A 13,956-nucleotide genomic window follows, 5' to 3' on the forward strand; every position below is an offset into this window, starting at 1 on the left:
CGCGGTTGTGCAAAGGGATTCACGTTTCCTGTTCCGGTTCGAAGAAAATCAAAGGTGGTCTCGGTGGTCCGGTATCGCGGTTTCGACATGCTGGCGACGTTGCCGCGTTCGCTCGGCGAAGAACTGCGTCCGTACACCGGGCACGCCGCGGCGGCCATGGTCAACCAGGTGCAACGGTCCGTCACCGCGTATTCCCAGCCGCTGCGCGGTGTCTTCGGCCGCGTCCTGGTCGTTTCGTGCGATCGGGCGGTGCGGCATTACGTCGACTGCATCGGCGATCCGGACGTGCCCCACGACCGCTGGATCGACTTCTACCGCATGCGCGGGCGGGTCGAGTTCACCGAGGGCCGGAACCTGGAACCGTTGCACGACAGCGCGACGGTCGGCGCACGGGCGGCTTGGCGGGCGATGCGGCCCATCGTGCGCGGGCTCGGCGTCGGGCTCGACGTCATCGCGCTCGCGGCCGAGTCCGTCTTCGTCTACGTCGACGAACTGTGCGCCACGACCATCGAGGGCTACCAGGAGGCGGAGGCCAGGGCGGCGGGCGCGATCCCGCTCCGGCGCCGCCGTCTGCTCGAACTGATCGCCCAGGCGCCGGAAGGGTCCGCGTGCAGCATCGCCAGCCTGGCCGACGGCGCCGGCTGGCGGGTTCCGGGGACGGCCGCCATGGTCGCGCTCCAGCGCGCTCCGGGCGCGCCCGCGTTCCCCGTCCATCTGCTGGACGACACCGTGCTGGCCGACCTCGACACCGCCGAGCCGTACCTGCTCACCGCCGATCCCGACACCGACCTCGCGCCACTGAAGGACGCGCTCGACGGCTGGCGCGCGGCGGTGTCCCCCGTCGTGCCGCTCGTCGACGCCCCGGCCGCCCTCCGCACCGCCCGCCGCGCCCTGCTGCTGAACAGCGAAGACGCGCCCGGCCCGGTGATCTGGTGCCGGGACCACCTCGCCACGCTGTGGTTGCTCGCCGAGGACTTCCTCGGTGCCGAACTCGCCAAACAGAGCCTCGACCCCTTCACCTCGCTGAGCGAGAAACAGCAGGAGCGGCTCAGCGAAACCTTGCTGGCGTGGCTGGAAGCCCGCGGCGGGGCACCGGAGATCGCCCAGCGGCTCGGCGTGCACCCGCAGACCGTGCGCAACCGTCTCCGGCAACTGGAGGATCTGTTCGGCGACCGGCTCAGGGACGCCGACGACCGGCTGAACATGCAACTGGCGCTGCGCGCGCGGCTGCTTATGCGCGCCCACCGCCGCGACGAAGAGCCGCCAGGGAACTGACGCGCCGGACCCGCCGTTCCGGTGGCGGCACGGTGGGAAGCACCCAGCGGAGGCCGCGGCGGGCGCGCTTCGCCCTCGGCTGATCGACGTGGAAGTCCGCCCGGCAGGCCATCGCTTTCCTCCCCGTGGTGACGGGTGTTTACCGACGCTTTCCTGAATACAGGGAGGGTGGGAGAATGTCGATGTGCGATTGCCCGGCCGTCCCGGTTTTGGCATCCGCCTCGGAACAGGCCCCGGAATTCTTGTCACCCCGGTCGCAAATACCGGACGTGTCCCGCGACACGCTGACAGAGCGGGTGTTCTTCACGTTATTTTGACGCCTGACAAGCGAAAGGCGGGCCATGGTCCTCGAAGCGCGCATACTTACCCTGCACGGGCGGGAAATCCGGCTACGGGAATATCTTCCGTCCACAAAGGACGCAGCGGGCGAGCCGCTCGTGCTGCTGCACGGGATCTCGGGCAGCGGTGAGACCTGGGCGCCGTTGCTCGGCCATTTCGAGCGGACGGGGTTCGGGCGCCGTGTTCTCGTACCCGACCTCCCCGGCCACGGCGATTCGGCCGCCCCCAGAGCCGATTACGGCCTCGGCGCGATGGCCAGCGTGGTCCGTGACGTCCTCGCGCTCACCCGGAACCGGCACGCGACCATCGTCGGGCATTCCCTCGGCGGCGGGATCGCGATGCAGTTCGCCTACCAGTTCCCGGAGATGTGTGCCCGGCTGGTACTGGTGGGCAGTGCCGGACTCGGGCCGCAGGTGACCTCGGTGCTGCGGGCGACCGCACTGCCGGGTGCCAACGCGACACTCACCCTCGCGGTCAACCCGGTCACCGTCGCGATCGCACGCGGGCTCGCCGCGGTCGGCCGCTCGCTCGGCGGAAAGCTCTCCGCCGAGTCCCGCGAGCTGACTCGTCACTTTGCGTCACTGGCCGATCCCGCCCGGCGGCGGGCGTTCCTGTTCATCGCGCGCAGCCTGATCGACCTCCGCGGGCAGCGCGCGAGCGCGATCGACAAGCTCTATCTCGCCCGCGAAGTGCCCACTCTCGTCATCTGGGGCGCGCACGATCCGCTCATCCCGGTCGACCACGGCCGCAAGACCGCCGAATTGCTGCCGGACAGCCGCTTGACGGTGTTCGAAAATGCGAAACACTTTCCACATGTGGCCGACCCGGCCCGGTTCGGCGGCGAACTCGAACGCTTCCTCGCCGACACCGCGCCCGCCCGGTTGACCCTGGACGAAGTCGTCGAGGTGCTCATCCGCGCCAGCGAGGCGGCGGAAGAGCTCGAAAACGTCCCGGAAAAGTTGTCATCCGGACGCCATCTCAGGCCCGCCTAAATGTCACGCGCCGCCGGAATGGACCACCCGTTCGGGTGTAGTCCATCCAGGTGGCCGATCAAGGTCCCGCCAGCCGTTGACAGTCCTCTCGGCCGGATTTTATGTTGCGTGAGCCACAAAATCTGGATCGGCTTCACCGTTGAAGAGGCTGATTTTGTTGCCAGCAAGGATAAAAAACATGACCGACTTGGATACCGGATTCTCGCGGCACGATCTGCGGACCGCACGGCCAGACCCGGACGTGCGTCACCCCGCCACCCCGCACCGCCAGCCACCGGGTCCGGTCCACCGACCGCGCGCCTTCACGCCGGCACCGAGAACCCCAGTGGAGAACCGACCTGTGCGCAGCACCGGTGCGAATGGACTGTGGGCGTCACTGCCCAGAGACCTGGGCGAGCGGTTCCGGCCGCGGGCCGACCCCTTGGCACGAGCCATCCTTCAGGAGGTGCAACGAGCCGTTCCCGAGTACGCGCAGCCATTGGAAGGCGCGTTCGGACAGATCATCACGCAGGGTATCCGGCAGGCGATCCTGCACTGCCTCGACACCATCGGACAGGGGACGACGGCGCTCGACAAGTGGTCGGCGGTGTTCCGCAACCTGGGCAAGGTCGAGTTCAACGAAGGCCGCAGCCTCGATTGCCTGCAGACGGCCTACCGCGTCGGCGGGCGCGTCGCCTGGCGGCACGTTTCGGAATTCGGGCAGGCGATCGGAGCGGACGCCGATCTCCTGTGCACCGCGGCCGAAGCGATATTCGCTTACGTGGACGAGATTTCCGCGCTGTCGATCGAGGGCTACACGGCCGCGCAGGAGCGGGCCGCGGGCACCAGGGCGAGGCGCAGGCGAAGGCTGCTCGAACTGATGCTCTCCGATCCGCCGTCCTCACCGCAGTCGATCGCGTCCCACGCCGCCAACGCCCAGTGGGCGCTGCCCACCGAGATCACGGTCGTCGCGCTGGAGCGACGGCTCGGCCCACTGGACCCCGACAGCGCCGACCTGGACTCCGACGTCCTCGTCGACTTCGAGGGTCCCAAGCCCTGCCTGGTCACCGGCGACCCCGAAAAGCACCTGAAGGACCTCGCCGAACGGCTTCCCGGCTGGCGCGCGGTGATCGGCCCGGCCGTGCGGCTCACCGAAGCGCCGCGCTCCCTGTTGTGGGCTCGCCGCACGCTGCGGCTGGTCCAGCGCGGGATCCTGCCGGACAACCCGGTCACGCGGTACAGCGATCACCTGTCCACCCTGTGGCTGCTGGCCGACGAGTTCCTGGTCCGTGAGCTGTGCACGCGCAGCCTCGCCCCGTTCGACGACCTCACGCCCAAACAGCGGGCGCGGCTCGGGGAGACGCTGCTGATCTGGCTCCAGTCGCGGGGCAGCGCTCCGGAGATCGCGAAGAAACTCAAGGTCCACCCGCAGACCGTCCGGTACCGCATGCACCAGCTCATCGATCTCTTCGGCGACCGGTTGAACAACGCCGACGACCGGCTCGACATGGAGATCGCGCTGCGCGCGGAGGCGTTGCTCGCGGAGGACTGACAGATCAGCGTTCCCCACTCACAACGAGGTGACGAGGTGACCCGACCGCAGGATGCCCGCCGCGGGGTCGAGGCGACGTACGGCCCGCTCCTCACGCCCGCTCGGCCGGGCGGGTCGAGCGGGCGCCCCGTCCAGCTCTGGGCGCTGCTGCCGAGAGAGCTGGCGACCGTGTTCCGGCCGGTGCTGGCCGACGTGGCCGGGGAGGTGGTCCGCGAGATCCAGCGGACCATCCCCGACTACGCGCGGCCACTGGACGGAGCCTTCGGGAAGGCGCTCAAGACCGGCGTCCAGATGGCGTTCCTGCAGTTCGTGGAACGGATCGGGAATCCGGAGGCGCCGTCGGAAGACCGCCGGAGCGTGTTCCTGAGCCTGGGTGTCCAGGAATTCCAGCAGGGCCGCAACGTCGACGTCCTCCAAGCGGCGTACCGCGTCGGCGCCAGGGTGACCTGGCGCCGCGTGGCCGAGGCCGGCCGCCGCGCGGGGGTGCCTTCCGCGACGTTGTGCCTGCTCGCCGAGGCCATTTTCGCCTACATCGACGAGCTTTCGGCGCTGTCGGTCGAGGGCCACGCGGAGGCGCGGGAAAAGGCCGCCGGCGCACTCGAACGCCGTCGGCACCGGCTGATGGAACTGTTGCTCGCCGAGCCGCCTTCACCGCCCGAAGTCATCAACCACGCCGCCGACCTCGCCCGCTGGCGACTCCCCGACCGGCTCGTCGCCGTCGCGCTCGACCAGTCGCCGGACGAGCCCCCGGCGATCGCCTCGACCGCGCTGGCCGACTTCGAGAGCACCTCTCCTTGCCTGCTGCTTCCCGCGCCGGAACCGGACGACCGGGAGCGCTTCGCCGAAGAACTGGCGGGACGGCGGGCCGCGATCGGCCCCGCCGTCCCACCCGCCTTCGCGGCGCGTTCCTTGCGAGCCGCCCGAGAGGCCCTGCGGCTCGTCGACTCCGGGGCGCTTCTCGACGAACCCGTGACGTGGTGCGTCGACCATCTTTCGCGCCTGTGGCTGCTCAAGGAACCGTTCCTCGCCGCGGAACTCGTCCGAGAACGGCTCGGGCCACTGACCGGGTTGACCGGCAAACAGCATTCGCGGCTGGCCGGGACGCTGCTGGCGTGGCTGGAAACCTGCGGGAACGTCCGCGAAGTGGCGGAACGGCTCGCCGTGCACCCGCAGACGGTGCGATCGCGCGCCCAGGAACTCGAGGCGCTGTTCTCGGACGGGCTGCGGGACCCTGAACGGCGGTTCGAGATGATCCTGGCCCTGCGGGCCGCCCCTTCGTGACGCTTCGCGCGCTACGGGATCCGGGAAGACTTTCGCGACTCCATCCAGTGGTCCATGAAGGCCCCCTTCCTTGCGCCTGGCGCAAGGAAGGGGGCCTTCATGGACCGAGGAGGGGTCGCAGGCCGACCGGGCGGACCGTTGGACGTCAGGCCGCGGCCAGGGTGGTGACCCGCCACTTTCCCTCGGAGCGTTCCGCGCTGACGCTCAGCTGAGCCGCACCCGTACTGCGCTGCCCGTCCCCGCGGACGCCGGTCTGGTCCAGGAACACCAGCAGCGACGCCCGGTCCCCGTCGAGGACCTTGACCCCCGCGACCACCGGGGTCGAGGTGACGACCAGCTTCTGCTCCGCCGCCAGCCCTCTGACCTGCGCGAAAAGCTGGTCGTACTGTCCCAGCGCCGGTCCGGTGAGTACCTCTTTCGCGGCCTGTTCGCTCTTGGCGGGGTCGTCGTAACGGTACGAGAACACGGTGCCGAGCGCCTTGCCGATCTGGTCGCCGACCTCCGCGGTGGTGGCGACGTCGGTCAGCGCGGTGTTGTGCGCCAGCACCGCCGTGGTGTCCCGCGCCTCGATGGCGAACCATCCCGCGAGGCCGGACATCACCAGCGCGACGGCGCCGAACACCAGGGCGCCCCGCCGCCGCACGGGAACAGCGACCGGCGTCTCTTCAGCGACAGTCCCTCCTGGGTCAGCCTCTCCTGGGTCAGCCTCTCCTGGGTCAGTCTCTCCTGCGACCGCCTCTTCAGCGACCGCCTTTTCGGCAACCTCATCGTCGGGCGCTTCGAGAACCCGGGTGCTCCCGCCCATCTTCCCGGCCACCTTCACGGTGCGCCGCGCCGGTTTGACGGCTCGTTTCGTGGTCATCCCGTCCTCCGTCAGGGCTTTCCGGTGTCGGTCACCGGCACCTGGCCGAGCGACGTGACGCGCCACCCGTCCGGCGTGCGGTTCAGGCCGGCGCGGAACCGGTTGTGCTTGGTGACGGCTTCCCCGCCTTCGGGCCGGACTTCGAGTTCGACCGAGGCGATCACCTCGGCGGTCCCGCCGCCACTGTCCACTTCGGTCACCGCGGCGTCGACGACCCGCCCGGTGGTGACGGTCTTCGCCTGATCGATCCGGCCGAGTCCGCCTTCCCGGTCCCGCGCCAGCTCCTCGTGCAACGCGCCACCGGACAGGTTCAGCCAGTTCTGGTAGCCCTGCTCCGCCTGCCGGTAGTCCAAGGTGGTCAGTGCGGTGACCGCCTGCCTGCCCACCTGCAACGCCTCCTCGCGGACCGTGGCCCGCGCGACGCCTTCGTCCCGGCCGGCGTCCCACCAGGAGTAGCCGAACCAGGCCGCCAGCGCGGTGGCGACCGCCGCGAGGAATGCGGTGATTCGAGTCATGGCCTTCACCTTCCCGGCACGTTCTGCGAACCGCGCACGTTCGTCGGGTTGCCCTTGGGCAGGGCACAGCGCGCCGCGGTGTTCAACGGCCGCGGCGACGTGTCGAGTCCGTCGCGGTAGGCGGTTCCGTAGCCGGTGACGCACGGCGGCGGATCGAAGAACGTCAGCGACAGGCCCACACGCGCGCCGTCCGGCCCCATGATCGCGTGCCCCGCGGCGACTGCTTTCGGTGCGGTGACCAGCAGTTGCTCGAGGCCGTCCTGTCGCGTCTCCAGTACGTCCGCGGTGGTCAGCAGGTTCGCCAGCAGGACGCCGAGGTTCGGTCCGGTCTCCCGCAGGAGTGTGCTGACCTCGTTCGCGGCCGCCGGGACGGCCGGGATCAGCCGGCGAAGATCACCGTCGGAGTTCTTCAGCGTCGCGGCGAGCAGTTTCGCGTTGGCCCCGAACGAGCGGATCGCGTCCGCCTGCGAGATCTGCGTGTCGAGCACGGTCTGCGCGTCGGTCACGAGCCTGGTCACCGGCCCGACGTGCGCACTGGCTTCCCGCACGAACTCGATCCCCCGCCCGACGAGCTGGTCCAGTGCCGGACCCGCGTCGGAGGTGGCGTTGTACAGCTCGTCGACCACGGTGCGCAGGGCCGGTTTCGGCACCGAGTTGGCGAAGGAGTCCACACTGGACAGCACGACGTCCACCGGCAGCGGGATCTTCGTATCCGCCTCGCTGATCACCGAACCGTCCCGCAGCATGCTGCCGTCACCACGCCGCGGCCGCAGGTCGACATACTGCTCGCCGACGGCGGACCGGTTGGCGACGACGGCTTCGGTGTCCGCCGGCACTTCCGGGGCACCCGGCTCGATTTCGAGATCCACCTCCATCCCGGAGGTGGTCAGCCGCAGTTCGCCGACCCGGCCGATCGGCACTCCCCGATAGGTGACCTCGGCGTTGCCGAAGATCCCGCCACCGGTGGCGAGCCGCACTTTGACGGTGTACCCGCGGTCCAGCACCATTTTGTCCAGTCCCGCGTACGTCGCGCCGACATACGCGACGCCGAGGACCGCGATGACCACGAAGACCACCAGCTGGGCGCGGACGAATCTGGTCAGCATCAGCGGCCACCACTGTTCTTGAAGGTGAGGAACGTGTTCAGGTAGTCACCGCGGATGGCCTCGAGCGCGGCGTCGGGGAACGGGAAGGTGAAGATCATCTCCATCGCCTTCGGCAGCTTGTCCCCCGAGTCGGCCAGTTTCCGCAGCAGCGGTTCGAGTGCCTTCAGATCCGCGACGAGGTCGTCCTTGCTGCGGTTCACCGTGTCGACCGCGACCGAAGTGAGCCCGTCCAGCGACTTCAGCATCCCGACCAGCGCCTGACGCTGCTGGTTCAGCACCTCGATCCCCGGCGTGAGCCCGTTCAGTGTCGCCTTGATCTCCTCGGTGTTCGCGTTCAGGGTCACCGCGAGCTTGTTGACGCTCTCGATGGCGCGGGTGATCTCGGCCTTGTGTTCGTCGAGCCCGCGGACGAAGGTGTCCAGATTGGCCAGCAGACTGCGGGCCGCGCTTTCCTTGCCGCCGAGCGCGTCGTTGAGTTCGCGGGTGATGTTCTGCACCTGCGCGACGCCTCCACCATTGAGCAGCAGGGAAAGCGCGCCGAAGACCTCTTCGATCTCCGGGGTCAGCGACGATCGCGCCAGCGGGATCACCGCGCCGTCGGCCAGCCGCCCGCTCGGGGTGCCGTCGTCCGGCGGCGCGAGCTCGACGAACTTCTCGCCGAGGATGCTCGCCTGCCGCAGCCGCGCGACGGCGTTGGCAGGCAGGTTCACGTCCCCGTTGAGCAGCAGTCCGACCACCGCGCTGCGGCCGTCCGGCGCCAGTTCGACGGTCCGCACCTGGCCGACCGGGACGTCGTTGACCTTCACCCCGGACTGCGGCACCAGATCCAGCACGTTGCTGAAACTGGCCGTGACGTGGATCGGCCGCTCGCCCAGCGCGGCACCGCCCGGCAAGGGGATGTCGTAGACGTCGACACCACCGCCGCACCCGGTGGCGGCCAGCACGAGGACCAGGACGGCAGCGAGCCGGGTTTTCATTTCGCCCCCGAGAATTCGGTGATGTTCCCTCGGCCGTCCAGTGTTCCGGCGCCCTGGTTGTACGCGCCGAGGACGTTCGCCAGCGCGTTCGGCGCCGCGTCGAGCGCCTCGCTCAGTGACGCCTTCTGCCGGCTGAGCACCTTGGTGATCTCGGCGAGTTTGTCCACATCGGACTTCACCTTTCCGCGATTGTCCTTGATGAAGCCCTGAACCACGCTGAGCGCCTCGGTGAGTTCGGTCATCGCGCCGGAGAACTGGTCCCGCTGATCGGCCAGGATCCTGCTGATCGAGGAGATCTGCTGGATCGCCTGTTTCACCTGGCCGTCGTTCGCGGCGAGCATCGCGGTGAACTTGCTGATGTTGTCGACGGAGTCGAACAGGTCGTCCTTCGAATCGCTCGCCGTCCGGGCGAACTCGCCGAGGTTCTTGATCGCCTCGCCGAGTTTGCCGCCGTTGCCGTCGAGATAGGCCGCGGCCTTGGTCAGGACGTCACTGACCGCGCCGTCCCGGTTGGCGCCTTTCGGCCCCAGCGCGGTCATCAACTGGTTGAGGCTGCCCAGGAGTTCGTCGACCTCGACCGGGGTCACGGTGCGCTCGGGCGGGATGCGGGCGTCATCGCCCAGTTCCGGCCCGCCCAGGTACACGGGGGTGAGCTGGACGTACCGGTCGGCGACCAGGCTCGGGGTAATCACGACGGCGCCGACGTCGGCCGGCAGTTTCACGTCCGGCCGGACCGTCATGGTCACCTCGACGTTCGTACCCCGCGGCTCGACCTTGGTCACCGAACCGATCGGGACCCCGAGCACACGCACCTCGGTGTTCGGGTACACCCCGACGGTCGCGGTGAAGAACCCGGTCACGACGCGGTCGGCCTGCCGGGTCAGCAGCGGCCAGGCCGCCGTGACGAGCAGCCCCACGACGACGGCGAGCGCGATTCGCCGCATCCAGGACCGGCGCCGGGCCTGTCCACCGAGATCGGCCAACGTGAAGTGGCGCCCCATCAGCGTCCCCCGTTCCTTGACGGCATGCAGCTGCCCGGTGTGCCACCGGTCGGGACGAGCCCGCAGAGGTAGGTGTCGATCCAGCGGCCGTTGCCGACCGCGTTGCCGAGCAACCGGTAGAAGGGGCCGGCCAGCCGCAGGCTCTCGTCGAGTTTGTCCTGGTTGCGCTGCAGCACGGTGGCCACGCGATCGAGCTGGTCCAGCGCGGGTCCGAGCGTCTTCTGGTTGTCCGCCACCAGCCCCTTGAGCTGCACCGACAAGTTCTTCACGCCGCTGAACAGTTTCGCGATGGCGTCCTTGCGCGCGTTCAGTTCCGTGAGCAGCGTGTTGCCGTCACGGATCAGCGCCTCGATCTGCTGCGACCGCTCGCCGAGGGTCTGGGACACCTTGTTGGTGTTCTGGAACAGCTTCACCAGCTCCTCGTCGCGCGAAGCGAGCGTCTTGGACAGCGCGGTGATGCCGTCGAAGGCCGTCCGGACCTCCTGAGGCGTGGAGGCGCCGAGCGTTTCCGACATCGTGCCGAACGCCTTGGCCAGCTGATCGGTGTCGATCGCGCCGACCGTGTTCGCGAGGTCGTTGAACACCGTGGTGACGTCGTAGGGCGAACTGGTGCGCTGCACCGGGATCGGCTCGTCCGGGTCGAGTTCCCCACTGCCGACCGGGTCGAGGACCAGGTTCTTCTGCCCCAGCAAGGTCTTGATCTTGATGGCGGCGGTGGTGCGGTTGCCGATCCAGGTGTCCTTGACCCGGAACAGGACCTTGACGTGGCCACCGTCCAGCAGGACGTCGGACACCTCGCCGACCTTCACCCCGGCGACCCGGACCTCGTCGTTGCGTTTGAGCCCGGCGGCTTCGGTGAACTCGGCCGCGTAGGTGGTGCCACCGCCGATCAGCGGCAGGTCGTCGGAGAAGAAGACGGCCGAGCCCGCCGCGGCCATCAGCACCGCCGTGACGGTGCCGACGACGATCGGGTTGCGGGCCCGGAAGGGTTTGATCCTCGGCGCTTTCACCGGCACCGTCCCTGGGTCACCGGGATGCCGACCGGCGGGCCGCCCGGTGCCGGTGGCGCGTCCGATTCGACCGAGCACAGGTAGAAGTTGAACCACGAGCCGTAGGAGACCATCGCGCCGATGCGGTCCAGCTTCTTCGGGAGGTTCGTCAGGAACTGCTCGAACACCGGGGTGTTGTCGGCGAGGTTCTTCGACAGGTCGCCGAGGGCGTCGATGCTGTCCTTCAACGGCGCGCGGCCGTCCTGGAGCAGGTCCGCGGTGGCCGTGGTGAGCTCGCCGAGCCCGCCGATCGCCTGTCCGATGGGTTTCGCGTCACCGGCGAGCCCGGAGACCAGCTGCGCGGTCACGTCCACGAGTTCGTCGAACTGATCGCCTTGCGAGTTCAGCGTGTCGAGCACCGTGTTGAGGTTCCCGACCACCTGGCCGATCACCTCGTCCTTGCCCGCCAGGGTGCTCGTGAGCGACGCGGTGTGTTCGAGCAGGCTGTCGACGGTGCTCCCCTCGCCCTGCAGCACCTGGACGATCTCGAACGACAACTGGTTGACGTCGTTCGGCGACAGCGCCTGGAACAGCGGTTTGAACCCGTTGAACAACGCGGTGAGATCCAGTGCCGGACGCGTCCGCTCCGGCGGGATCAGCGTGCCCTCGTCCAGTACCGCCGGACCGTCCGGGCCGGGATCGATCGAGAGATACCGCTGGCCGACGAGGTTGCGGTACCTGATCGTGACCGTGGCTCCGGAAGTGAGCCGTCGCTTGTTCTCGATGGAGAACCGCACGTCCGCCAGCCGTCGCTCGACCACCCCGATCGAATCCACCTGTCCGATGCGGACACCGGACATGCGGACCTCGTCGCCGGGGTTGACCGACGTGGCGTCGGTGAACCTGGCGGTGTAGCCGACCGTCGTACCGACCCCGGAGTTGGCGATGGTGACGGCCAGGATCCCGGTCGCCACCACCGTGATCACGAAGAAGATCAGGCCTTTGATCGCCGGCCCCGCGATACCCCTCATCGGACGGTCACCTCCGTACCACGCAAGGCCGGGCCCACGAGCACGCTGCTCCAGTCCGGGACCTCGGCCGGCTTCATCCCGAGCGACGGCGCCAGCAACTCGGCGACCAGCCCTCGCTCCCCCTTCGAATTGGCCGGTCCGAGGTCCCCATCGGCGGCGAACGCCACCGCCGCCGAAGTCCCGCCGCCGCCGTAGCACCGCGGGCCGCCCTTCTGGTCGAACCGCGGATCGTCCCGGCCGGGCACGTACTTGTCGCGCGGGTCGTGGACGGACAGCGTCACGTGCAGCCCCGGCTCGCCGGTGCCCTTGCCCAGGGCCTTCTCCATCACCGGTTTGAGCCGGTTCACCGCGTCGAACAGACAGGGGAATTCCGGGGAATACCGGGAAAGCAGCTCCAGGGTCGGCCTGCTCTTCACACTGACGCCGATGATGTTGTCCTTGTTCTGCACCAGGAACTTGTTCAGGTCGCCGCTCGCGGTAGTGACACTGCCGTACAGTTTGTCGAGATCCGCCCGAGTGTCCACGATGGTCTTCGCCGTCGTCGAGAGATCCGAAAGGGCCTTGAGGATGTCCGGCGCCGCCCCGGTGTAGAGGTCCGCCACGTCGGCGAGGCCGCTGATGTCGGCCTTGAACCGCGGCATCAGCGGGTTCACCTGACCGAGCAGGTCGTCGAGCTGGACGATGCTGTCCCCCAAGGACTTCCCGCGATTGTCGAGCGCGAGCGAGATCGCGCCGAGGGAACTGTTCAGCTTCTGCGGCTGCACCGCCCGCAGCAGCGGCAGCAGATCACCGAGGACGCGTTCCAGTTCGATCGCGTTGGCCGACCGGTCCTGGCCGATGACGTCGCCGTCCTGCAACGCGCCACCTTCCGGCCGGTCCGGGAGCACGAGATTGACGTACCGCTCACCGAAGACCGTCTTCGGCAACAGCCGGGCCGAGACGTTGCGCGGCAGCTGATCGATCTTCGCCGGGTCGATGGCGAGGTCGATCTCCGCGCCGTCCGCACTGCCCCGGACGGCCCTGACCTCGCCGAACGGAACCCCTCGGACCTTGACCTCGGCGGGCGGGGCGAGCTGGTTGCCGACCCGGTCGGTCTTCAGGGTGACCAGTTCGGCGCGGTCGAAGTCCTTGTTGAAGATCGCGACGGAGAGCCAGCCGAGCAGCACCAGGATGACGAGGAAGATCACCCCGGCCGCCTGCGTCCGTGCCCGCGCGCTCATCCGGAGACCTTCACCGTCGTGGTGGCGCCCCAGATCGCCAGGCTGAGGAACAGATCGAGCACGCTGATCAGCACGATCGACGTCCGCACCGCGCGGCCGACCGCGACCCCGACGCCCGCCGGGCCGCCCGCGGCGCGATAGCCGTAGAAGCAGTGCGTGAGGATGACGCCGACGCTGAACACGAGCACCTTGGCGAACGACCACAGGACGTCTTCAGGCGGGAGGAACAGGGAGAAGTAGTGGTCGTAGGTTCCGCCGGACTGTCCGAAGAAGACGACCGTGGTCACCCGCGAACCGAGGTAGGAGATCAGCAGGCCGATCACGTAGAGCGGGATGATCGCGATGAACCCGGCCACGATCCGGGTGGTGACGAGGTACGGCATGCTGCGCACGGCCATCACCTCCAGCGCGTCGATCTCCTCGGAGATCCGCATGGCGCCCAGCTGCGCGGTGAACCCGGCGCCGACCGTCGCGGACAACGCGAGCCCCGCCGAGAGCGGCGCGATCTCACGCGTGTTGAAGTACGCGGTGAGGAAGCCGGTCATCGCGGAGATGTTGATCTGGTTCAGCGCGCTGAACCCTTGCAGCCCCACCGTGATCCCGGTGAACACGCACAGGCCGACCATCACGCCGACGGTGCCGCCGATCACCGCCAGTGCCCCGCTGCCGAAGGTCACCTCGGCGAGCAGGCGTACCACTTCGCGGAAGTAGCGGGTGACGGCCATCGGGATCGCCGCGAGCGCGCGGATGTAGAACAGCAACTGGTCGCCCAGCTCGAAGAGACTGTTGCCGGGGCGTTTGAACGCTTCCTTGGCCCGTTCGGGGACGCTGGTCACG

At 68.8% G+C, this 13,956-nt stretch carries 13 protein-coding genes; 4 read left to right on the forward strand and 9 right to left on the reverse strand.

Annotation, left to right across the window (positions count from 1 at the left end; translation table 11 throughout):
- Positions 1-54 precede the first annotated feature (54 nt).
- The 4 genes from P3102_RS23090 to P3102_RS23105 all read left to right on the forward strand — a co-directional run bounded on the left by P3102_RS23090 (position 55) and on the right by P3102_RS23105 (position 5,418).
- Positions 55-1,275: a PucR family transcriptional regulator gene (locus P3102_RS23090; protein WP_276361685.1), complete on the forward strand. Its 1,221-nt coding sequence runs from the start codon at positions 55-57 to the stop codon at positions 1,273-1,275.
- Between the two features lie 341 nt (positions 1,276-1,616).
- The gene (locus P3102_RS23095) at positions 1,617-2,606 is read left to right on the forward strand and encodes an alpha/beta hydrolase (protein WP_276361687.1); all 990 of its coding nucleotides are present in this window, start codon (positions 1,617-1,619) and stop codon (positions 2,604-2,606) included.
- Positions 2,607-2,946: 340 nt separating this feature from the next.
- The gene (locus P3102_RS23100; protein ID WP_276361689.1) at positions 2,947-4,137 is read left to right on the forward strand and encodes a helix-turn-helix domain-containing protein; all 1,191 of its coding nucleotides are present in this window, start codon (positions 2,947-2,949) and stop codon (positions 4,135-4,137) included.
- A gap of 36 nt (positions 4,138-4,173) precedes the next feature.
- Entirely contained in the window at positions 4,174-5,418 is a 1,245-nt protein-coding gene (locus tag P3102_RS23105) for a helix-turn-helix domain-containing protein (RefSeq protein WP_276361691.1), read from the forward strand.
- Positions 5,419-5,563: 145 nt separating this feature from the next.
- On the opposite strand, the gene P3102_RS23110 is transcribed toward P3102_RS23105, so the two are convergent.
- Genes P3102_RS23110 through P3102_RS23150 form a run of 9 tightly spaced genes read right to left on the reverse strand, consistent with a single transcriptional unit; the run spans position 5,564 to position 13,955 of the window.
- Entirely contained in the window at positions 5,564-6,280 is a 717-nt protein-coding gene (locus P3102_RS23110; protein WP_346660141.1) for a hypothetical protein, read from the reverse strand.
- 11 nt (positions 6,281-6,291) lie between these two features.
- Complete coding sequence (locus tag P3102_RS23115; protein WP_276361694.1) at positions 6,292-6,795, reverse strand: hypothetical protein; 504 nt, start codon at positions 6,793-6,795, stop codon at positions 6,292-6,294.
- A gap of 5 nt (positions 6,796-6,800) precedes the next feature.
- On the reverse strand, positions 6,801-7,901 hold the full coding sequence (locus P3102_RS23120; RefSeq protein WP_276361695.1) for an MlaD family protein: 1,101 nt from the start codon (positions 7,899-7,901) through the stop codon (positions 6,801-6,803).
- Positions 7,901-8,878, reverse strand: a complete 978-nt coding sequence (locus tag P3102_RS23125; protein ID WP_276361697.1) for an MCE family protein — start codon at positions 8,876-8,878, stop codon at positions 7,901-7,903. The genes P3102_RS23120 and P3102_RS23125 overlap by 1 nt, the downstream gene beginning before the upstream one ends.
- Positions 8,875-9,879 carry an MCE family protein gene (locus P3102_RS23130; RefSeq protein WP_276361698.1) on the reverse strand — a complete coding sequence of 335 codons (1,005 nt, stop codon included), beginning with the start codon at positions 9,877-9,879 and terminating at the stop codon, positions 8,875-8,877. The genes P3102_RS23125 and P3102_RS23130 overlap by 4 nt, the downstream gene beginning before the upstream one ends.
- Entirely contained in the window at positions 9,879-10,895 is a 1,017-nt protein-coding gene (locus tag P3102_RS23135; protein WP_276361700.1) for an MCE family protein, read from the reverse strand. The genes P3102_RS23130 and P3102_RS23135 overlap by 1 nt, the downstream gene beginning before the upstream one ends.
- Positions 10,886-11,899, reverse strand: coding sequence for an MlaD family protein (locus P3102_RS23140; RefSeq protein ID WP_276361701.1), 1,014 nt, complete (start codon positions 11,897-11,899; stop codon positions 10,886-10,888). Before P3102_RS23140 ends, P3102_RS23135 begins: the two co-directional genes overlap by 10 nt.
- A complete protein-coding gene (locus tag P3102_RS23145; protein WP_276361702.1) occupies positions 11,896-13,119 on the reverse strand; it encodes an MCE family protein in 1,224 nt (407 codons plus the stop codon). Before P3102_RS23145 ends, P3102_RS23140 begins: the two co-directional genes overlap by 4 nt.
- The gene (locus P3102_RS23150; RefSeq protein ID WP_276361704.1) at positions 13,116-13,955 is read right to left on the reverse strand and encodes an ABC transporter permease; all 840 of its coding nucleotides are present in this window, start codon (positions 13,953-13,955) and stop codon (positions 13,116-13,118) included. Before P3102_RS23150 ends, P3102_RS23145 begins: the two co-directional genes overlap by 4 nt.
- Position 13,956: the final 1 nt, after the last annotated feature.

Origin of the sequence: Amycolatopsis sp. QT-25 (assembly GCF_029369745.1) — a bacterium.
Classification (GTDB): Bacteria; Actinomycetota; Actinomycetes; order Mycobacteriales; family Pseudonocardiaceae; genus Amycolatopsis.